Origin of the sequence: Pseudoalteromonas atlantica (assembly GCA_007988745.1) — a bacterium.
In the GTDB taxonomy this organism is placed as follows: Bacteria; Pseudomonadota; Gammaproteobacteria; order Enterobacterales; family Alteromonadaceae; genus Pseudoalteromonas; species Pseudoalteromonas atlantica.
Genome location: BJUT01000028.1, coordinates 15,483 through 36,543 on the forward strand (window position 1 = coordinate 15,483; position 21,061 = coordinate 36,543).

The window sequence follows — 21,061 nt, forward strand, 5'->3', positions numbered from 1 at the left end:
GCGCTTACGCAACAGTAATGTTGGCAAACTTACGTTTACCTACTTGGTAAATAGCGGTCGTGCCTTTTGCTACTTCAAGTTTTGTATCAGTGATTTTATCTTCACCGTTAAGTTTTACTGCACCTTGCTTAATCATGCGCATTGCTTCAGAAGTACTGGCTACTAAATTAGCTTCTTTAAGTAAGTTAGCAATTAAAATACCTTCTTCTGCAATGGTAATTGTCAGCTCAGGGATTTCATCAGGTAGCGCTTTTTTCTGAAAACGTTTGATAAAGTCATCGTGTGCGGCTTGCGCAGCTTCTTCACTGTGAAAACGTGCAATTAACTCTTTCGCCAGCTCAATCTTAATATCACGCGGGTTAGTGCCCTGCTCTACGCGTTGTTTTTGCGCTGCAATTTCTTCGATTGATAAGCTGCTTAGTAAGTCGTAATAGCGCCACATAAGTACGTCGCTAATCGACATTACTTTACCAAACATATCGTTTGGCGCATCAGTAATACCAATGTAATTACCAAGCGACTTAGACATTTTTTGAACGCCGTCAGTACCTTCAAGTAATGGCATCATTAATACTGTTTGAGGCTTTTGGCCTTCTACTTTTTGAAGCTCGCGGCCCATTAAAAGGTTAAAGCGCTGATCAGTACCACCAAGCTCTACGTCTGACTCAAGTGCAACCGAATCCCAGCCTTGTACGAGTGGGTATAAAAATTCGTGAATTGCAATGGGTTGTCCGTTGCCGTAACGCTTTTTAAAGTCGTCACGCTCTAGCATACGCGCTACAGTTTGATTAGCTGCAAGTCTGATCATGCCTGCGGCACCGAGGTTTTCCATCCACGAAGAGTTAAAGGCAACGGTGGTTTTAGCTGGGTCTAGAATCTTAAAAACTTGCTCTTTATAAGTCTCAGCATTGGCAAGTACATCTTCACGGGTCAGTGGTTTACGTGTTACATTTTTGCCTGTTGGATCGCCAATCATGCCGGTAAAGTCACCAATTAAGAAAATAACCTCATGACCTAAATCTTGAAAGGTTTTCATTTTATTAATTAGTACAGTGTGACCTAAATGTAAGTCTGGCGCGGTAGGATCGAAACCGGCTTTAATTTTTAACTTTTTGCCCGACTTTAGTTTTTCAACTAATTCGTCTTCAATTAATATCTCTTCTGCACCGCGTTTTATCTCTGCTAGAGCGGTTTGTAAATCCACTGTGTATTACTCCAAAATTCTGCCAACGAAGGGGCAACTAGATGACTTGCTACATAAGGGTTTAAAACAGATTTAAACCAAAAGCACTTATGTTGCTAACATAACAAATTTCTACCTAATTAAAACAATTTTTTATGCGAATAATGCAACTAAACTCAATAAGCCTAGTCTCACTGTGTTAGGCAATTAGAAATGGTGTTTAAACGCCGATTTTAGCGCACTTTAGAATCAGTTTAAATCGATAAACTTAAACAAATATAAATTGTCATTTTACTAACATTTGCGGGGCTTTTAGCTTTATTTACTAGTATTCGTACCTTATTACGTATATCCTGCATTAATATATATTTTATTTTCACGACAGCAGAAAAGGCACGTTATGGTTCACGTGGTTAACACGCTTCCCAAAAAACACAAATTGCTTATTCTAGGTTTGGTTTCTGCTATTGTTGGCTTAGCCTTTCTTCCTTCAGAAAAAGCGACTGCATCCAAAGACAATAGTGCAAATGCACTAGAAATTGGTAAGCGTTACGAGTTACAAGTTAAAGTTGAAGACAACGAAAAATTAACTGAATTAAATTCGCCAGAAGCAGCAGAAAAGCTGTCAGAATACGACTTAGTCGATCATCAAGTTAAAAACGGCGATAATTTAGCAATTATCTTCAAGCGTGCTGGCTTTTCAGCGCAAACGCTTCACAAGCTAATTAACACCAATGCTGAAACACGCAAACTAACTAAAATTCACCCAGGTGAAATACTTAGTTTTGCAACAGCAGAAAACGGTGATTTAGCTCAGCTTCGTTATGTTATTTCAAAAACAGATACTTTGTTTGTTACCTTAAATGACGAAGGTAATTACGACACATCAATAGATAGCAAAGAAATAGAAACACTGAGCAAAACAGCCGGTGGCGAAATTTCTAGCAGCTTTTGGACCTCAGCAATTGCTGCAGGCTTAAGCGAGCGCCAAATAATGAACTTTGCTGATATATTTGGTTGGGATGTGGATTTTGCCAACGATATTCGTAAGGGCGATCAGTTTGGGCTAATTTACGAGTCGCATTATGTTGATGGCGAGTTTATTGGCACTGGTAAAATTATTGCGGCAGAATTTATAAACCAAGGCCAGCGTTATGCGGCTATTCGCCATACCGACGGCAGCTTTTATACGCCTGAAGGGCGCAGCATGAAAAAAGCATTTTTACGTGCGCCGGTAAACTTTAAGTATATTAGCTCGAGCTTTAACCCACGTCGCTTACACCCAGTAACAGGGCAAGTAAGAGCGCACCGTGGTATTGATTACGCAGCACGTACAGGCACACCGGTTGTAGCCTCGGGTAACGGTAAAGTAATTAAAGCAGGTTACAGTAAGTACAATGGTAACTACGTATTTATAAGCCATGGCACACAGTACGTAACTAAGTACTTACACCTTAACAAAAAGCTTGTTAAAACAGGCCAAAAGGTTAAACAAGGTGACAAAATTGGTACAGTGGGTTCTACCGGCCGTGTAACAGGCGCGCACCTGCACTACGAATTTTTAGTAAATGGTGTACACCGTAATCCTAAAACCGTTAAGTTACCTAAGTCTGAGCCATTACCACGCTCTGAACTTGCTAAGTTTAAACCTATTGCCGAAAACTTTATTGCACAGCTTGAACGCAATCGCGAACTACAGCTAGCACTTAAGTAACGTATAAGTTATAGATACTAAAAAAGCCTTTGCAGGGTTAACCTGCAAAGGCTTTTTTGTGTTTTTTATTAATTTATTAGTTTATTAGTTCATTAATACATAAATTAGCTGTACGACTAAAGAAACCATAACCAGCGGCCAAATATATTTGCTGTATTTGGTTGCGCCATCCAACCCCATTTTACCTTGGTACTTTTCAAGCAAAGGTATCAGCACCGCTAGAGCGACAAACAAGCAAATTAAAATAACAAATATATTCATTCCTAAACCTTAATTATGGTAATTCATGGCCTTTGGCGCTTACATACAATGCATACCAATGTTCGCGACTTAACGTAACATTTAGCGCACCGCATGACGCTGCAATACGCTCAACGTTCGTTGTGCCAATAATTGGCTGTATTAATGCAGGGTGGCGTAATAACCAAGCTAAAACAATCGCCTCAGGCGTTGTATCGTAAAGTGCAGCAAGCTTATTTACGAGTATGCTGGTATTTATGTCGGCTTGCGATGCATTTGTTAAATCGCCCCCTGTGTATAGCCCTTGGCATAAACTTCCCCAGCTTTGTATTTGAATATCAAAGTGGCGGCAATACTCTACACTGCCCGGTGTAAAGTTAAGATCTTTTCCATCTGCATTACCTGCATAAACGCCTTCATCAACAAATTGGTGTTTTTGTAAACTTGCTTCAATTTGATTAGCAACAATAGGCATATCTAGGGCATGTTGTAAAAAGTTCATTTGGTGCTGCTGCATGTTTGATACGGCAAAATTACGTACTTTGCCGCTTTCTTGAAGGCAGCTAAATACTTGTGCAATTTCTTCTACTTCCATTAGCGGATCAGGACGATGAAGCATAAGCACATCAAGGTAATCGGTGTTTAAACGTTTAAGTGAACCTTCAACTGACTCTTCAATCCACTTGGCCGAAAAGTCGTAACGCTTGGGGCCTTTATCATCTTCAAAGCGTATACCGCATTTAGATTGAATATACATGTGCTCGCGCAGCTCTGGTCGCTCAGCTAGTGCTTGGCCAAATACCTGCTCGGCTTTGCCAAAGGTATAAATATCGGCGTGATCAAAAAAGTTAATGCCGCCAGCTATGGCTGCATCAATACACTCGTGAGTTTGCTTTAAGTGAGCCTTAGTAATGGCGTCTTTATTCCAACCGCCGCCTAGGCCCATACAGCCAAAAACGAGTCTACTAACATGAGGTAAATATTTTGCCAAAGGGGTGTGAAGCATGATGACTATCCTTATTAGTGTGCATAGCCCTCACTGTAAACAAAAATACGTCTGCAAACAAACTTTAATACGTGCAGTTTTATAGGCATAAAAAAAGCGCAGTAAACTGCGCTAATCGGTTGGATTAAATCCTAAATACTAGCCAACAAGCGCCAGTAATATACCTGCGGCTACGGCACTTCCTAGTACTCCAGCTACGTTTGGCCCCATAGCATGCATAAGTAAAAAGTTATGTGGGTTATTCTCAAGCCCAACTTTATTAACTACACGCGCCGCCATCGGTACTGCCGATACACCCGCAGCACCAATTAAAGGGTTAATAGGTGTTTTAGAAAGCTTGTTAAGGCCTTTTGCCATAAACACACCCGACGCTGTACCAATAGCAAATGCCAACGCACCGAGCACCAAAATACCAATAGTTTCTACAGTTAAAAACTGATCGGCCGCTAGTTTAGAGCCCACTGCCAAACCTAAAAATATCGTGGTTATATTAATAATTTCGTTTTGGGCACTGTTACTAAGCCTATCTACAACACCAGACTCACGCATTAAATTACCTAAACAGAACATACCTACTAAGGGAATAGCCGCTGGTAAAAACATAGCGGTTAAGCTCAGTACCATTAAAGGAAATACTATTTTCTCTTTTTTAGATACTTTGCGCAGCTCTGGCATTTTAATAGCACGCTCATCAGGTGTAGTTAATGCGCGCATAATAGGCGGCTGAATAATTGGCACTAACGCCATGTAAGAATAAGCAGCAACCGCAATGGCACCTAGTAAATCAGGGGCAAGCTTTGATGCTAAAAATATAGCTGTAGGGCCATCGGCACCACCAATAATGGCAATGGCTGAGGCATCTTGTAAGCTAAATTCAAAGCCAGGTACATAGTTTAATAAAATTGCCCCAAACAAGGTGGCAAAAATACCAAACTGCGCGGCTGCACCCAGTAATAACATACGCGGGTTGGCAATAAGCGCACTAAAATCGGTTAGCGCCCCTACTCCCATAAAAATTAATAAAGGGAAGATCCCCGTATCAATACCTACGTAGTACACGTAATAAAGCAAACCACCTGGGTCAGAAAGCCCAGCAACCGGAATATTAGTCAGTATTGCGCCAAAGCCAATCGGCAGCAGTAATAGGGGTTCAAAGTTTTTAGCAATGGCTAAAAACAACAACAAACACCCTACCGCAATCATTATTAAGCCAGGAAACGTAAAGTTAGCAATGCCGGTAGCATGCCAAAGGTTTAAAAGACCTTCCATTAAAGCTACTCCTACGCCATCGCTATAATTGCATCGCCCGTTGTCACAGCATCACCTTCAGACACTAAGACCTCAGCCACAGTACCTGAGTGCATTGCACGAACCTCGGTTTCCATTTTCATCGCTTCCATAATAACAACCACATCGCCTTCGTTTACGGCTTGGCCTGCTTTTACTTTTACTTTAAAAATATTACCCGCCAGTGGCGCATTCAGTGTTTCACCTGATGCAACCGATGCTGATTGTGGTAAGTGCTCTGAATCTTTTAGCGTTACCTCTTTAAGCTCGCCACCTTGCGCAACCACTACATCGTAAACTTTACCGTCAACTTTAACGCTGTATTGCTCAGCGCTAACACCTTTGTTATTTGCAGGTTTTGCTGCAGGCTTAGCGTTTGCATCATCAGCACTTGGCACTGCTTCAAAGGCATCTGGGTTGTTGCGATTTTTAATAAATTTAAGGCCAACCTGTGGGAATAATGCATAGGTAAGCACATCATCTATTTGCTCATCAGCAAGTGTTAAACCTTGTTCTTGCGCTTCTTTTTGCAGCTCTGCTTCAAGCGATGCAAGCTCTGGGGCTATATTATCTGCAGGGCGACACGTAATAACCTCGCTGCCATCAAGCACTCGCTCTTGCAGCTCTTTGTTCATAGGTGCAGGTGTTAAACCATACTCGCCTTTTAAAACACCGGCGGTTTCTTTGGTAATTGTTTTATAACGCTCACCCGTAAGCACATTTAGTACTGCTTGTGTGCCTACAATTTGCGATGTTGGAGTAACTAGCGGAATAAAACCTAAATCTTCACGCACGCGTGGGATCTCAAGTAATACTTCATTTAGCTTATCTGCTGCGCCTTGCTCTTTCAGTTGGTTTTCCATGTTGGTTAACATGCCACCAGGTACTTGCGCGAGTAAAATACGGCCATCAACACCTTTAAGGCTCCCCTCAAAGGCAGCGTACTTTTTACGTACATCTCTAAAGTAAGCCGCTATTTCTTCTAGCTGGTTTAAATCTAATTCGGTATCGCGGGGCGTTCCTTCAACAATCGCTACAATGGTTTCTGTAGCTGAATGACCGTAAGTCATACTCATTGAAGAAATAGCGGTATCAAGCATATCAATGCCTGCATCAATGGCTTTTTGATATGTAGCAGTACTTAAACCTGTGGTTGCATGGCACTGCATAGCAATAGGGATAGAAACGGTTTCTTTTAGCCCTTTAATAAGTTGCTCTGCATCATATGGTTTTAATAAGCCTGCCATATCTTTAATACAAATAGAGTGACAACCTAAATCCTCTAGCTGTTTTGCAAGGGTTAACCACATATCAAGGGTATGCACTGGGCTTACAGTATAAGAAATAGTGCCTTGCGCGTGTGCTCCTACTTTTACAGCCGCTTTAATTGCCGTTTCTAAGTTACGTACATCGTTCATGGCGTCAAAAATACGAAATACATCTACACCATTTTTGTGGGCACGCTCTACAAACTTTTCTACCACGTCATCGGCATAGTGGCGGTAACCCAATAAATTTTGCCCGCGCAATAGCATTTGCTGTTTAGTATTCGGCATTGCTTTTTTAAGGGCACGAATACGCTCCCACGGGTCTTCACCTAAATAACGAATACACGAGTCAAACGTAGCGCCGCCCCATGACTCAATAGACCAATAACCGGCATCATCAAGTTTGCTAGCAATAGGGAGCATGTCATCTAAGCGCATACGGGTTGCAAGTAAAGACTGATGAGCATCGCGTAAAACAAGTTCTGTTAATTTTAATTTAGCCATGTGTGCCTCTTATTTATTATTTGATTTGTACTGAGCAATGGCAGCACTAATAGCAGCGATGTGCTCGCTTGGCACACCTTGAGATTTTAAAGATGGTGATTTAACCGGTATTGCAACTTCAGCCTCGTCAAAACGAGCAACCAAGTTAGACATGAGTGACACAGCACCAATCAATATTGAAAGAAATACAAACACGCCCACCATGCCCGTCAGCATCAAGCTACCTGCGGTTGTGAGTACAGCTCCTATATCCATTTTTCTCCCCCTGCACTATATAGCGATATAAAAAACCGCTTTATTTAAATAATTATTCACCGAATGATAACAAAACTTTTAACTTTGTCCACCACCTGTCAATTGGTAAAACCAATTAAAATTAAAATAACATACAGCCACAATAGTTAACATAGCTAATACAGGGTTAAACTAGCTTAGATATAGATGATAAAAATAACCGTTATAGGCAAAGGTTATATGGTTAAACCCAAAAAAACTTAAAAACTATAAAAAATAGTAAGTTAAACGGCAGGTAAAAAATCAGTTTGGGCTAAAATGTAAATTGGTCTTACCAAGACTAGTAAAGCAGCGCACAAAAAATATTTATTTTTTTACTCTCTTTACAATAGTGTGAATAAGTTACATCGTTAAACGTAAAACTTACCAATCCTAAGTTTACAATCTTCGCTCAAAAAACCATAACATATTGAAAATTAATAAAATTAAACTCTGGCACGCAACTGGCATTATTACTTTCGAACGAATTTGATAACCAAGGAGAAAACAATGTTACGCTGGACAATTACATTTTTAGTTATTGCTTTAATCGCTGCAGTGTTAGGTTTTGGTGGTATCGCAGGTGCCGCAGCTGGTATAGCAAAAATTATATTCTTTATCTTTTTAGTACTTTTAGTGATTTCTTTAGTTTCAGGTGCGCTGCGCGGTAAATCGCCCAGGTAGCTACTAACATATTTAAAACACTAAACAATCAACATATACAAGGAATTACATTATGAACTCAACAACTTTAAAAGCAGCACTAATCGCCGTATTTGCAGGTTTCTTTATGATGGGTTGTGAAGACAACCACGCAGAAGAAGCAGGTGAGCGTATTGATGAAGCAGTAACTGACGTGCAAAACTCTGTTGAAGATGCATGTGAAAATGTAAAAGAAGGCGTTAACGCAGAAGAAACTAACTGTTAATCTGTTTGGTAACGTAAAAAACGGCTTTTAATAAGCCGTTTTTTTGTGCGCTAATAAAAAGCGGCTTCTAACTCTTATAATGCATAGCCTACATTAACGGGTGTGATTTTTACGCTAGCTTGTTAAAATAGCGAAAACTATTACTTATTAGCAATTATGGCACTGACCACCACTTACACACTCGATAAACCCTACTACTACGAATGCTTTGACGAGTCCCACTCTTATAGTAAAGCAGCCAAGCCAAAGTATTTTTTGCTGGCATTACTGGTGTGCTTAGGTTTAATTAGTATTTACGCTATGGACGATCATTACCTAGGTACATTTTTAATAATGCTAGGTGTATTAGAATGCGTTGCCTTTTATTACCGCAGGCCTTGGTGGGTTACGCGCCAAATGTTTAGTCGTGCTTCGGGCTCAACGGTTACTCTTTCGTTTACCGATGACGCTATTAGCACCGAAAACCACTATAAAAGCCATACATTTAAGTGGGCAGAAATAACCCATATTATTAAAACTAACCACGGCTACTTAGTGCACCATAATAAAGGTATGCAATATATTTCTAGCAGTGTATTAACCGATGAAATGCGCGATTTTATAAACAAAAAGTTAGCAGTAAAAAGCCATTAAAATAGCTTTATACTGCTACACGACATATCTTGTTAGCTCTGTTTCACTCAAGGCCTAATATTTTAGGAAATCAGCCGAAAAATGATGGTTTTGCATACCTATAGTACCTTTAACTCTATTCCTCTGCTCACAGTAAAGTAAAAAATGAGTGCTTATTTTAGTTAAGATATTTAACCAGATAGATAATTTATATTAAAAAAATTGCAGACTATACTAAATAAGCTCAGCCTTTTTATGCCTAATAAACTTTGCATGCACTAATTTATAAAGCGCAGGCAATATTAATAGCGTCAGTAGAGTTGATGAAATAATTCCGCCAACCACAACCGTTGCCAGCGGCCTTTGTAGCTCAGCGCCGGTGCCTGTATTTAGCGCCATAGGAATAAACCCTAAACTCGCCACTAAAGCCGTCATAAGTACTGGTCGCAGGCGCGAAAGCGCACCGGTTTGTATTGCATCTATCAAACTAAGCCCATCGGCTCTTAACTGCTTAATAAACGACAGCATAACCACGCCATTTAATACCGCTACACCACTTAGCGCGATAAACCCCACACCTGCCGATATTGATAACGGCATATCGCGTAGCAGTAACGCAAGCACACCACCACTAAGGGCAAGTGGTACGCCGCTAAATATAATTAACGAATCACGCAGTGAATTAAACGCGCTATAAAGCAGGCCAAATATAAGTAATAAAGTAACCGGTACCACCAGCGATAGCCGCTTACTTGCCGATTCTAGTTGTTCAAACGTGCCGCCGTATTCAATCCAATAACCACTAGGTAAATTAAGCTGCGCATTTAAAGCAGTTTGTGCATCGCTTACAAAGCTTGCTAAATCGCGCCCTTCTACATTTGCAGTTACTACAACATTACGCTTACCGCTTTCACGGTTTATTTGATTAGGCCCTTTATTAATACTAATATTTGCAACTTCGCCCAGCGGTACAAATGCAAGGTCGGGATTAGCACTTTTTGGCACAGCAACAGGTAAACGTGCAAGCTGTGTTATATCGCTAGACCAACGCTCATCTAAACGCACTAATAACGAAAAACGTTTGTCGCCTACATAAATTAGCCCAGTTTTTACACCACCTATAGCAGCGCTTACACTTTGCTGTATGTCAGTTACTGTTAAACCTAACAGCGCCATGTGGTCGCGAAGCGGCGTAACCGAAAGCGTAGGCAGGCCTTCCATTTGCTCAAGGCGTACATCGGTTGCGCCAGTAATGCTTTGCACCAAGGCTGTGGCTTTTTCGCCATACTGTTTTAATGTTGATAAATCATCGCCGTAAATACGCACTGCCACATCGGCGCGCACGCCAGCTATTAACTCGTTAAAGCGCATTTCTATTGGTTGGGTAAACTCATAGTTGTTACCTGGTACTTCATTTACCAAATGGCGAATTTGCTTAACCAGTTCTTCTTTAGGTAAAGCAGGATTTGGCCATTGCTCACGCGGTTTTAACATTAAAAAGGTGTCGGCAACGTTAGGTGGCATCGGATCGTTTGCTACATCGGGCGTACCAATTTTTGAAAATACTTTTGCCACCTCCGGCTTAGCTAAAATGGCTTGCTCTAGCTCTTTTTGCATTTTTACCGATTGCCCAATACCGGTACCGGTAATACGCAGTGCATGCATGGCTATATCGCCTTCATCTAGTTGCGGTAAAAACTCAGCGCCCATATTTTTAACTTTAAAGCCAAGTGCAATCACTAAAACACCCGCAATACATACCATCACCCACGGTAGTTTTAGCGATAAGCCAAGTAGCGGTTTATAACCTTTTTTAATACCGCGCATAACTGCATTTTCGCTTTCACTCACTTTACCGCGTACAAATACCGCAATAGCGGCAGGTACAAAGGTAACGGCAAAAATAAGTGCGCCAACTAGTGCAGCTACAACGGTAAATGCCATTGGCTGAAACATTTTGCCCTCAACCCCGCTCAGTGCAAATAACGGTAAATACACCAGCATAATAATTAAAATGCCAAATACTGCTGGGCTGAACACTTCTTTAGTGGCGGCGGTTACCACATTTAAACGCTCGTTTAGTGTAAGTAGCCTGCCATGCTTATGTTGCGCAAGGCCAAGTTGCCTTAAACAGTTTTCAACCACAATTACAGCGCCATCAACAATTAAACCAAAGTCGATTGCGCCTAAGCTCATTAAGTTACCCGACACTCTATTACCTACCATACCGGTAATGGCAAATAACATACTAAGCGGAATAACCATGGCCGTAATAAGCGCACCGGTTACATTACCTAATAACAGCAGTAAAATAACAATAACTAGCACAGCCCCTTCGAACAGGTTCGTTTTTACAGTGTCTATGGTTTTATCAACTAGGGTTGTTCTGTCGTATACAGGCTCAACCACTACACCTGCTGGTAGGCTAAGTTGTACATCTTTAAGTTTTTCAGCCATGGCTTTTGCCACTACGCGGCTGTTTTCACCAATGAGCATCATGGCGGTGCCAAGCACGGTTTCTTTACCATTATAAGTAGCGGCGCCGGTTCTGAGCTCTTTGCCTAAACGCACGTTCGCCACATCTTTTATGCGAACGGGTGCATCATCGCGCTTAGCAACCACGGTATTGGCTATATCATCAATGGTTTTTAATTGCCCTGGTGAGCGCACTAAATATTGCCCGTCAAAACGCTCTATAAACCCTGCACCTTGGTTACTGTTATTTAATTTAAGTGCTGTAATAACATCACTTAGTGTGAGCTTATAAGCGAGTAGCTTTTCAGGCATGGGCGCTACTTGGTACTGGCGCTCAAAACCCCCTTGGCTGTTTATTTCGGTAACGCCTTTTACTTTTAATAGCTGCGGGCGAATAACCCAATCTTGCAGGGTACGTAAATCTTCTGCATTAAATGGCGTACCATCGTCTTTTAATGCTCCGTTATTTGCATGCACAGAATAAGTAAAAATCTCCCCTAACCCACTGGCAATTGGCCCTAAGTTTGGCTCAATATTGGCAGGTAAATCTGATCTAATACTTTGTATGCGCTCTGATATTTGCTGGCGCGCCCAATAAATATCGGTCCCTTCATTAAAAATAACGGTTACTTGCGAGAGCCCATAACGCGAAATTGAGCGGGTGTAATCAAGCTTAGGAATACCCGCCATTGCAGTTTCAATCAAATATGTAATGCGCTGCTCGGCTTCAAGCGGGGTAAAGCCCGGCGCTTTGGTATTTATTTGCACTTGTACATTAGTTATATCGGGTACCGCATCAACGGCTAAATTTTGTGTGTTGTATACGCCAAACCCAGCAAATAAAAGTGTGAGTGCAAGCACCATCATGCGGCGCTTAACCGCAAACGAAACTATCCAGTTAATCATGTTGCCTCCTAGTGAGAGTGACTTGCGCCGCTTTTTAAAATATCGGCTTTAATTACATAACTATTCTCAGTTACGTACTCACTGTTTGGCGAAAGCCCTTCGAGCACTTCTACCCATTCGCTGTTTTTAGCACCGAGTTTTACTGGGCGTACTTCAAACACATTGCCACTTTTTATAAACACGCTAGGTTTGCCGTTAAATTCTTGAATAGCATTCGCTTTGACGCGTACAGCCGCATCTACTTTTGCAGTACTAATGTCGCTATTAACATGCATACCTGGTCGCCAATGGCCATCAGGGTTTTTAAGCTCGATTCGCGCACGTGCAATGTGCCCACCACTCATCATTGGGGCTATGTAAAACACCTCACCTTGGGCATTTAAATGATGATGTAAGTCATACACTGTAGCGCTTTGCCCTATGGCGAGCTTTTCAATGTTATCGGGAAAGGCCGACAGCTCAACCCATACGGTTTCAAGGTTTACTATTTGCATTAAAGCGCTACTGGCAAGCTCGCCGCGCTTTAAATATTGCTCGGTAATAACACCTGTAATTGGGCTTTTTATGGTGTAATTTTGTAGGGTTTCACGGTTGGTTATGCTGGCAAGCTTATCGCCTTTTTTAACGCTTTGACCAATGCTTACAAAAATATCGTTAACTAACCCGGTATAAGGCGCCATTACTTCAACGGTGCTCTGCGCAGTGGGTGCTATAACACCAAATAAAGTATCGGTTAGCTCAACGCTACCTGCTTTTGCAATGTCAGTTTTAATACCAGCGCGTTCACTTGCTTTCTCGCTTAGCGTTGTGCGCCCTTCTTCTTGCTCATAATGATAATTTATTTCAGCGCCTTTATAGCGAGCCATTACATCAAGCTTAAAAGAATGCGGCTCGTTTACGCTCACGGTACTTACTAAATAGTCATCTTCAGCTTTAAAGCGAATTAGCTGTGGCGCTTCACTTAAACGCTGCACGTTTATGGTTACGTCCAACTGGTTTATATCAACGGTTTTATTGTTCTTAAACCCATATATTCGCAGCTCGGTATTACCGGCAAACTGGGTTAATTTAAGCTCTAAATCAAGGGCGTTATTGGTTAGTAAAAAGCCGCCGTGTGGGCCTTTTTGTGTGTGTTCGTCTTTATGGCCTTGTTCGTGGCTGTCACCATGACTTTCTTCGTGATTGTCATCAGATGCCATAGCCATGCTACTTAAAAATGGGAGTGTAAGTAATTGCGTAATTAATAATGCGATAAGAGTTTTATTCATGATTGATGAGTCTCAATTAAAGGTTGGCCAGTTAAACGCTCAAGGGTAAGGAGCACTTGATATAGCTCGCTATGGGTGTTGATAAGTGCACGTTTAGAATCAAATAAAGCTTGCTGTGCATCGAGTAATTGCAATACCGATATTTGCCCTTGTTGATAGCTTTTTAAACTTTGTTTTATGAGCGTTTGCGCTTGTGGAATAACGCGCTGTGTTAAAAGCTGTGCTTGCGCCGCTTTACCTTGGTAATACGCATAGAGCGTGCGTATTTGCTTACGTAACTGTATACGTAATTGCCCTTGTTGTTCATTAAGTAGCGTAAGCTGATGCTGCGCCGCCTCAATATTACCGCCATTAGCGTTACTTAATTGCAGCGGCATTGAAAACGAAAACACTAACGAGCTGGCATCAGCTTGCTGGTTATATCGCACACCACCACCAAGGGTTAAATCACTTTGACCCGTTGATTTTTGCAGTGCTAAATTAGCCGTTTGTTGCATGTATTGCTGCTGTAGTAGTGCAAATTCTGGTGCTGTATTTACCATATCAAGTAACGCTGCCTCACTTTTAATAGCAGCTATTTTTGATAAATCTCCCGCATAGTAATCACTCACTTGCTCCTCTTGCCAAAGCTCATTGAGTGCTAAGCGAGAGCGCTCAAATTCACTTTGTAGCATGGCCGTGTTTAAATCTACTTGGCTTAATGCATAACGCATGCGGGTTACATTAGCACTTGAGACCGCACCGGCTTTAGCGCGTTTTTCAATTGCGTTGAGTGCCTGCTTAACAGTGTTTTTACGCTCACTGTTTAGTGCAATTAACGCCTGAAATTTTAGCACTTGGTAATAACGCTCAGCGGTGGTTGCTAAAAGTGCTAACCGAGTATTTTTATACTCAATTGTTTGCGCTTTTATATTTGCAGTAGCGTAATTAATACGATTTTGGCGTTTATCGCCAAGCTCAATTAACTGGCTTAAAGCCAGCGTGTACTGCGCCCCCGAAAACGCATGAGAGCCATGAGTTCCTAAAAAGTTTTCAGCTTCAAAGCTCAGCTCAGGGTTAGGTGAAAGCGCGGCTTGGCTTTTAAGCGCGGTTAATATTTTTTGATGGTACGGGTAGCGTTTAAGCTGTAAGTTTTGCTGCTCGGTATTTTTAAGCGCTTGCTTTAGCGTTAATACGTTTTGAGGCTCGCTTTTTGCCAAAGCGCTCAGTGTTGGTAGTGCACACAGTAGCGCCACCAGCATAAGTAGTTTTTTGTTCATATAGCATATCCGTTTTAACAAACAGAGTTGGCTTAATCACTATGCCTATTTTAAAAACAAGCGCGATTAAGCAACCTAAATATGTACATAACTAGCCTTGTAGCGCACAGGCGCAGGCAGTTATATACAAAGTGTTTAAAATTAAAAACTAGCTATAAAAATTGGGTGGCGGAACATCTGGTGGGTAATTTAAACCATTGTAACAAGCATTGTTTGTGGCTTGGCTTTGTTCAGGGCTTATTGAATGATTTATCGTACTGTAGTAACCACAGTGGCAATGCTGATGGGCATGAATTTCGGTAGGTGGTTGCGCGTCTTCATCGTCTGTATCGGCCACAGACTGAATGTGCGAAGCATGATCGACTTCTTCTTGTAAATGATACGCGGCAGCATCACAGCTAATAAAGCTGTGTACAAGCACAAGAAGTATCACGACTAAAAAGTAGTTTGAGCGCATCCATTACCTAATTAAATTTAAAGTAGGTTCCTATTTTACAAACTAGGAACAGCGGCATATTAAACCCGCGCGCGTCTTGAGGTCAATAAACAACGCGCAAAACCGTTGATAAAAGTTTACTGCCCTTCGTCTACACAACATTCGTTTTGTAAAAAACCAATTACATCGTCTAAGCGCTGGTACATAGCCACGCAATAAAGCGTGCGCCCTTCGCGCCTTTGGCTAATTAGCCCAGCGTTAACTAAGCCCGATATATGGTGCGAAAGTGTAGAGCCCGCCATGCTTAGCTCTTCTTGTATATTGCCAACACTAATTCCAGTGTGCCCTGCTTTAACTACACGCTTATATATAGTTAAACGCGTAGGATGGCCTAATTCTTTTAATGCTTTTGCAACGTCGATAATTTCCATTACAACCTCGTAATTTCTAAATTATTAGAAATAATAACAATTTGAATCTTTAAATACAGCTTTATTAGCAAGTTACCTTAAAAGTTAAAAAATAAAACATTTAAAAACAAGGGCATAAAAACTATTTCTATATATCTAGAAATAAAGTATTGACGATATTATTGCCCATCAATATACTTCCATAAAATTCGAAATATAACTTACTTAACGTAAGTTATACCCTGTGTACTTTGGAGTGCGTTATGAGTAATGAAATGCTAGCAATGGCAAAAGAGGCGTTAGGCATGTTTGCCTTTTTAGCTACAGAGTTAACTATTTTATTTATTGTTATTAGTTATTTAGTGGGTGTTTTACAGCTATTTATAACACCCGAAAAAATTCAATCTATTTTAAGTTCAAAAAACGGTAAGGGCTACGTTGTTGCTGCTTTATTGGGGGCTATTACACCATTTTGTTCGTGCTCAACCATTCCGTTTTTAAAAGGATTATTAAGAGCGAGAGCGGGCTTTGGCCCTATGATGGTATTTTTATTTGGCAGCCCGCTACTTAACCCGGTGATCATTGGGTTATTTGTAATTACCTTTGGCTGGCAGGTCGCTTTATTTTACTTTTTAGTGGCTATGGTGGTGTCGGTTGTAGCAGGCTATACCCTTGAAAAGCTAGGCTTTGAAAGGTATGTAAAACCAGAAGCTTACAGCACAGAATCTACTAGTAGCTGCGCAAAACCAAGCTGTAGTGAGCCTAAAGAAGTTGAGCCAAGCTGTGCAACCACAAGCTGCGGCGAACCTAAAGCAATAGAGCCTACTAAAAAAGCGCAGCCTAATCGCTGGGTAAAAGTGTGGCATGCAACCTTTAAAGACTTTAAACAGGTGTTTCCGTACTTAATGCTAGGGGTAGCAATAGGCTCGTTTATTTATGGCTTTATTCCTACCGAGCTAATTGCTAAATATGCGGGCGATGGTATGTGGTATGCCATTCCTATTGCAGCCATTATTGGTATTCCACTTTATATTAGAGCCGAAGCCGTTATTCCGCTAAGTGCCGCATTGGTCAAAAAAGGCATGGCGCTTGGCTCGGTAATGGCATTAATAATTGGCAGCGCGGGCGCAAGCTTAACAGAAGTTATTTTGCTTAAATCAATTTTTAAAAACCAAATGATAGCCGCCTTTTTGTTTGTCATTATTACTATGGCTATTGGTGCAGGCTTTTTATACCAAGCTATTTTTTAAATGCTCATTTTTCTAAACTCAGTGGGTGACACGCCCACTGATTTTTTAAACCGTTTTGAAAAATTAAATATATTAGGGTACCCCACGTAAGCGGCAATATGGGCAACCGGCCAGCGGGTATTTAGTAGCAAGTTTTTAGCCCGTTTAATACGTAAATAAATCAGCTGCTGCATAGGACTTTTACCAAATTGCGCTTGGCATAACCTGTGTAAATGCGGTGCTGAGTAATGTACTTGTTCGCACATAGCCTCTATTGTCCAATCAAACTGCAGGCGTTCTTCTACCTCTAAAAACAAGCTGGTTAATCTATTTTGCCCGCCTATTTGCGGCTCGCTTTGAAGCGTAGTATTTAAGTAGTGGCTTAAAATAGGCATTACGCCTTCGCGCAAAGTAGCGTTTGTCTCGCTGTATAAAAGCTCCATAGCTAAATGTAATGGCGCTAACTGCTGATTAGTTAATACTTTAGCCTGCGCTAAATTTAAATGTTGCCAACGCTTGGTGTTTGCAAGGTTTAGCCAAATAACATCCCATTTTTCGCTCGCTATTTTAACCTCAAAACTTTGCCTTGCAGGCAATATAGCTAAGCTATTTTCGGCAAGTGCATATTGGTTATTAATGGTTTTTAGCGTGCCCTGGCCAGCCAAGGTATAAAAAAGAGTGTGTTCAAGCGGGTTAGTACGCGCAACACAATAATCACCCAATAAATTTGAGCAACCTGCCAGCTCTATTTCAAGGCTTGGCATTTGCGAAAGCGTGGCTAAATCAATAAACCGCTCTGTACACTCTGGGCCAATATCGAGTACATCTACAATGGTGTTGCGCATAATTTAAAATGATAGTTTTGGATAAATAAAAGAGAGCTTTAAGCATAACCGCAACACATTATTTTAGCTATATTTAAGCCACTTTAATTGCCACACATGCAATAGGACACTAATGAACTCACTACAGCACATAATTAACCGTCGCGATTGGGAAAACCCTATTTCGGTGCAAGTTAATCAAGTAAAAGCACACAGCCCACTTAATGGTTTTAAAAGCGTTGACCATGCCCGTACCAACACACAATCACAAAAACAAAGTTTAAACGGCCAGTGGGATTTTAAATTATTTGATAAACCCGAAGCGGTTGATGAGTCATTGCTAAGTGAAACACTCGCCAGCGACTGGCAAAGTATTCCAGTGCCTTCTAACTGGCAACTACACGGCTTTGATAAACCTATTTATTGTAATGTTAAATACCCCTTTGCAGTAAACCCGCCATTTGTACCAAGCGATAACCCAACAGGTTGCTACCGCACTGAGTTTACTATTACGGCGGATCAATTAGCTCAGCGTAATCATATTATTTTTGAAGGCGTAAACTCGGCGTTTCACCTTTGGTGTAACGGTCAATGGGTGGGCTACTCGCAGGATAGCCGCTTACCCAGCGAATTTGATTTAAGCAAACTGTTAGTGGCTGGCACCAACCGCATTGCGGTTATGGTTATTCGCTGGAGCGATGGCAGTTACCTAGAAGATCAAGACATGTGGTGGCTAAGCGGTATATTCCGCGATGTTAATTTACTTACTAAACCACAACACCAAATACGCGATGTATTTATAACCCCAGATTTAGACGCCTGCTACCGCGATGCAGCGCTACATATAAAAACCGCAATAGATGCGCCAAATAACTACCAAGTAGCAGTACAGGTTTTTGATGGTGAACAGGCACTGTGTGAGCCACACATACAAAGCACTAACAATAAACGCGTTGATGAAAAAGGCGGTTGGAGCGATGTAGTATTTCAAACAATTGATATACAAAACCCTAAAAAATGGACCGCCGAAACCCCGACCTTATACCGCTGTGTTGTAAGCTTACTAGATGAGCAAGGCAACACTGTAGATGTAGAAGCCTACAACATTGGCTTTAGAAAAGTAGAAATGCTTAACGGGCAGCTTTGCTTAAACGGCAAACCGCTACTTATTCGCGGTGTTAACCGCCACGAACACCACCCCGAAAACGGCCACACGGTGAGTACCACCGACATGATTGAAGATATTAAGCTGATGAAGCAAAATAACTTTAATGCAGTACGCACCGCTCACTACCCTAACCATCCACGCTTTTACGAGTTATGTGACGAGCTAGGTTTATACGTAGTAGACGAAGCCAATATAGAAACCCACGGCATGTTTCCTATGGGGCGTTTAGCGAGCGATCCGCAGTGGGCTGGTGCATTTATGTCGCGCTATACGCAAATGGTTGAGCGCGATAAAAACCACGCCTCTATTATTATTTGGTCACTGGGTAACGAATGCGGGCACGGTGCCAACCACGATGCGATGTACGGCTGGTCTAAAAGCTTTGACCCATCGCGCCCAGTGCAATACGAAGGTGGCGGCGCAAATACCACCGCAACCGATATTATTTGCCCTATGTATGCCCGTGTAGATACCCATGTTGCCGATGACGCCGTACCTAAATACTCTATAAAAAAATGGTTAAGCCTACCAGGTGAAACGCGCCCACTTATTTTATGTGAATACGCCCATGCAATGGGTAACAGCCTAGGTAGCTTTGACGATTACTGGCAAGCATTTAGAGAATACCCGCGTTTGCAAGGTGGCTTTATTTGGGATTGGGTCGATCAAGGTTTATCTAAAACAGATAAAAACGGCAAGCATTACTGGGCTTACGGTGGCGATTTTGGTGATGAACTAAACGACCGCCAATTTTGTATAAACGGCTTATTATTTCCAGACCGTACACCGCACCCAAGCCTGTTTGAAGCTAAATACAGCCAGCAACATTTACAATTTACGCTGCGAGAGCAAACTCAAAACCAATACACCGTTGATGTATTTAGTGATTATGTATTTAGAGCAACCGATAACGAAAAACTGGTTTGGCAGTTAATAGAAAATGGCCAATGTGTAGAGCAAGGCGAGCAAGTTATTAATATTGCTCCGCAAAGCACGCAAACGCTAACGATTAATACAAAATTGGTGTTTAAAGCAGGTGCGCAATATCACCTTAATTTAGATGTTGCACTGATTAACGACTCAAGCTTTGCAAATGCCGAGCATGTATTAAACACCGAGCAATTTAAGCTTATAAATAGCCAAAGTTTAAGCGCTGATACATTTTCGCCTGCGTTAACAAACGCCTCAACGCACGGCGCACTAAATATTAGCGAAACCAACACACAGCTAAGCATTGAAGGCGATACCTTTAAACTTGTGTTTAATAGCCAATCAGGCCTTATTGAGCAATGGCTGCACAATCAAACCCAAGTTATTAAAAGCCCATTGGTTGATAATTTTTACCGCGCCCCGCTTGATAACGACATAGGCGTAAGCGAAGTAGACAACCTAGACCCTAACGCATGGGAAGCACGCTGGTTAAGAGCAGGTATTGGGCAGTGGCAGCGTACATGTCGCTCGTTTGAAGTCGTGCAATCAAAAGTAGATATACGTATTACCTGTGTATTTAGTTATGAATTTAATGGCGCAGTACAAGCAAAAACAACTTGGTTTTATACACTTAATAATACAGGTGAAATTAACTTAAATATTGATGTACAACTAAACGATACTCTCCCGCCCATGCCACGCATAGGGGTAAGCACAACGCTTAATAAACCAAGCGATATACAAGTAAATTGGCTTGGTTTAGGCCCATTTGAAAACTACCCAGATCGTAAAGCTGCTGCGCGCTTAGGGTATTACAGCGCACAATATAATGAGCTACATACTCCGTATATATTCCCAACCGATAATGGCGTACGTAGTGATTGCCAATTACTAAGCATTAATAACTTAAACGTGACTGGTACGTTTTTATTTGCCGCCAACGAGTATTCGCAAAGCATGTTAACGCAAGCAAAGCACACTAATGAGCTAGTCGCTGATGATTGCTTACATGTACATATTGACCATCAACATATGGGGGTTGGCGGCGATGACTCGTGGAGCCCAAGTACCCATAAAGAGTATTTACTAGAGCAAAAGCAATACAACTACTCTTTAAAATTCAGTGCTAAATAAAACAGCG

At 41.5% G+C, this 21,061-nt stretch carries 18 protein-coding genes; 6 read left to right on the forward strand and 12 right to left on the reverse strand.

Translation table 11 applies throughout. From position 1 onward, the window contains the following. Positions 1–4: 4 nt before the first annotated feature. On the reverse strand, positions 5–1,204 hold the full coding sequence (gene tyrS, locus PAT01_RS12285; protein ID WP_138578533.1) for a tyrosine--tRNA ligase: 1,200 nt from the start codon (positions 1,202–1,204) through the stop codon (positions 5–7). Between the two features lie 379 nt (positions 1,205–1,583). Here tyrS and PAT01_RS12290 point away from each other — a divergent pair, with 379 nt between their 5' ends. Beyond that, positions 1,584–2,897 (forward strand): peptidoglycan DD-metalloendopeptidase family protein, encoded by a 1,314-nt coding sequence (locus PAT01_RS12290; protein WP_138578531.1) that lies wholly within the window; start codon positions 1,584–1,586, stop codon positions 2,895–2,897. 84 nt (positions 2,898–2,981) lie between these two features. On the opposite strand, the gene PAT01_RS20085 is transcribed toward PAT01_RS12290, so the two are convergent. The 5 genes from PAT01_RS20085 to PAT01_RS12310 form a co-directional block, all read right to left on the reverse strand. Beyond that, positions 2,982–3,158, reverse strand: coding sequence for a hypothetical protein (locus PAT01_RS20085; RefSeq protein ID WP_004587522.1), 177 nt, complete (start codon positions 3,156–3,158; stop codon positions 2,982–2,984). A gap of 13 nt (positions 3,159–3,171) precedes the next feature. Next, positions 3,172–4,143 carry an aldo/keto reductase gene (locus PAT01_RS12295; RefSeq protein WP_004587521.1) on the reverse strand — a complete coding sequence of 324 codons (972 nt, stop codon included), beginning with the start codon at positions 4,141–4,143 and terminating at the stop codon, positions 3,172–3,174. 138 nt (positions 4,144–4,281) lie between these two features. Next, on the reverse strand, positions 4,282–5,412 hold the full coding sequence (locus PAT01_RS12300; RefSeq protein ID WP_004587520.1) for a sodium ion-translocating decarboxylase subunit beta: 1,131 nt from the start codon (positions 5,410–5,412) through the stop codon (positions 4,282–4,284). A gap of 11 nt (positions 5,413–5,423) precedes the next feature. Continuing rightward, entirely contained in the window at positions 5,424–7,202 is a 1,779-nt protein-coding gene (gene oadA, locus PAT01_RS12305; RefSeq protein ID WP_064385655.1) for a sodium-extruding oxaloacetate decarboxylase subunit alpha, read from the reverse strand. Positions 7,203–7,211: 9 nt separating this feature from the next. Beyond that, a complete protein-coding gene (locus PAT01_RS12310; RefSeq protein WP_138578530.1) occupies positions 7,212–7,457 on the reverse strand; it encodes an OadG family protein in 246 nt (81 codons plus the stop codon). Positions 7,458–7,985: 528 nt separating this feature from the next. On the opposite strand from PAT01_RS12310, the gene PAT01_RS12315 reads away from it, so the two are divergent. The 3 genes from PAT01_RS12315 to PAT01_RS12325 all read left to right on the forward strand — a co-directional run bounded on the left by PAT01_RS12315 (position 7,986) and on the right by PAT01_RS12325 (position 9,036). After that, a complete protein-coding gene (locus PAT01_RS12315) occupies positions 7,986–8,159 on the forward strand; it encodes a DUF1328 domain-containing protein (protein WP_002961939.1) in 174 nt (57 codons plus the stop codon). Between the two features lie 52 nt (positions 8,160–8,211). Continuing rightward, the gene (locus PAT01_RS12320) at positions 8,212–8,403 is read left to right on the forward strand and encodes a hypothetical protein (RefSeq protein ID WP_004587517.1); all 192 of its coding nucleotides are present in this window, start codon (positions 8,212–8,214) and stop codon (positions 8,401–8,403) included. Positions 8,404–8,559: 156 nt separating this feature from the next. Further along, positions 8,560–9,036 carry a YcxB family protein gene (locus tag PAT01_RS12325; RefSeq protein ID WP_138578528.1) on the forward strand — a complete coding sequence of 159 codons (477 nt, stop codon included), beginning with the start codon at positions 8,560–8,562 and terminating at the stop codon, positions 9,034–9,036. A 213-nt stretch (positions 9,037–9,249) separates the two neighbouring features. Here PAT01_RS12325 and PAT01_RS12330 read toward each other — a convergent pair whose 3' ends face one another. The 5 genes from PAT01_RS12330 to PAT01_RS12350 form a co-directional block, all read right to left on the reverse strand. Further along, the gene (locus PAT01_RS12330; protein WP_154945560.1) at positions 9,250–12,396 is read right to left on the reverse strand and encodes an efflux RND transporter permease subunit; all 3,147 of its coding nucleotides are present in this window, start codon (positions 12,394–12,396) and stop codon (positions 9,250–9,252) included. 8 nt (positions 12,397–12,404) lie between these two features. Next, positions 12,405–13,664, reverse strand: a complete 1,260-nt coding sequence (locus tag PAT01_RS12335) for an efflux RND transporter periplasmic adaptor subunit (protein WP_154945561.1) — start codon at positions 13,662–13,664, stop codon at positions 12,405–12,407. Continuing rightward, positions 13,661–14,923: a TolC family protein gene (locus tag PAT01_RS12340; protein ID WP_154945562.1), complete on the reverse strand. Its 1,263-nt coding sequence runs from the start codon at positions 14,921–14,923 to the stop codon at positions 13,661–13,663. The genes PAT01_RS12335 and PAT01_RS12340 overlap by 4 nt, the downstream gene beginning before the upstream one ends. A 148-nt stretch (positions 14,924–15,071) precedes the next feature. Beyond that, positions 15,072–15,380, reverse strand: coding sequence for a hypothetical protein (locus tag PAT01_RS12345; protein WP_138578522.1), 309 nt, complete (start codon positions 15,378–15,380; stop codon positions 15,072–15,074). Between the two features lie 116 nt (positions 15,381–15,496). Next, entirely contained in the window at positions 15,497–15,790 is a 294-nt protein-coding gene (locus PAT01_RS12350; RefSeq protein WP_024033207.1) for an ArsR/SmtB family transcription factor, read from the reverse strand. Between the two features lie 242 nt (positions 15,791–16,032). On the opposite strand from PAT01_RS12350, the gene PAT01_RS12355 reads away from it, so the two are divergent. Further along, a complete protein-coding gene (locus PAT01_RS12355; protein WP_054982782.1) occupies positions 16,033–17,019 on the forward strand; it encodes a permease in 987 nt (328 codons plus the stop codon). On the opposite strand, the gene PAT01_RS12360 is transcribed toward PAT01_RS12355, so the two are convergent. Next, positions 17,016–17,843: an AraC family transcriptional regulator gene (locus PAT01_RS12360; protein ID WP_138578520.1), complete on the reverse strand. Its 828-nt coding sequence runs from the start codon at positions 17,841–17,843 to the stop codon at positions 17,016–17,018. The genes PAT01_RS12355 and PAT01_RS12360 overlap by 4 nt on opposite strands. 112 nt (positions 17,844–17,955) lie before the next feature. Here PAT01_RS12360 and PAT01_RS12365 point away from each other — a divergent pair, with 112 nt between their 5' ends. Beyond that, positions 17,956–21,054 carry a beta-galactosidase gene (locus PAT01_RS12365; protein ID WP_138578518.1) on the forward strand — a complete coding sequence of 1,033 codons (3,099 nt, stop codon included), beginning with the start codon at positions 17,956–17,958 and terminating at the stop codon, positions 21,052–21,054. Positions 21,055–21,061: the final 7 nt, after the last annotated feature.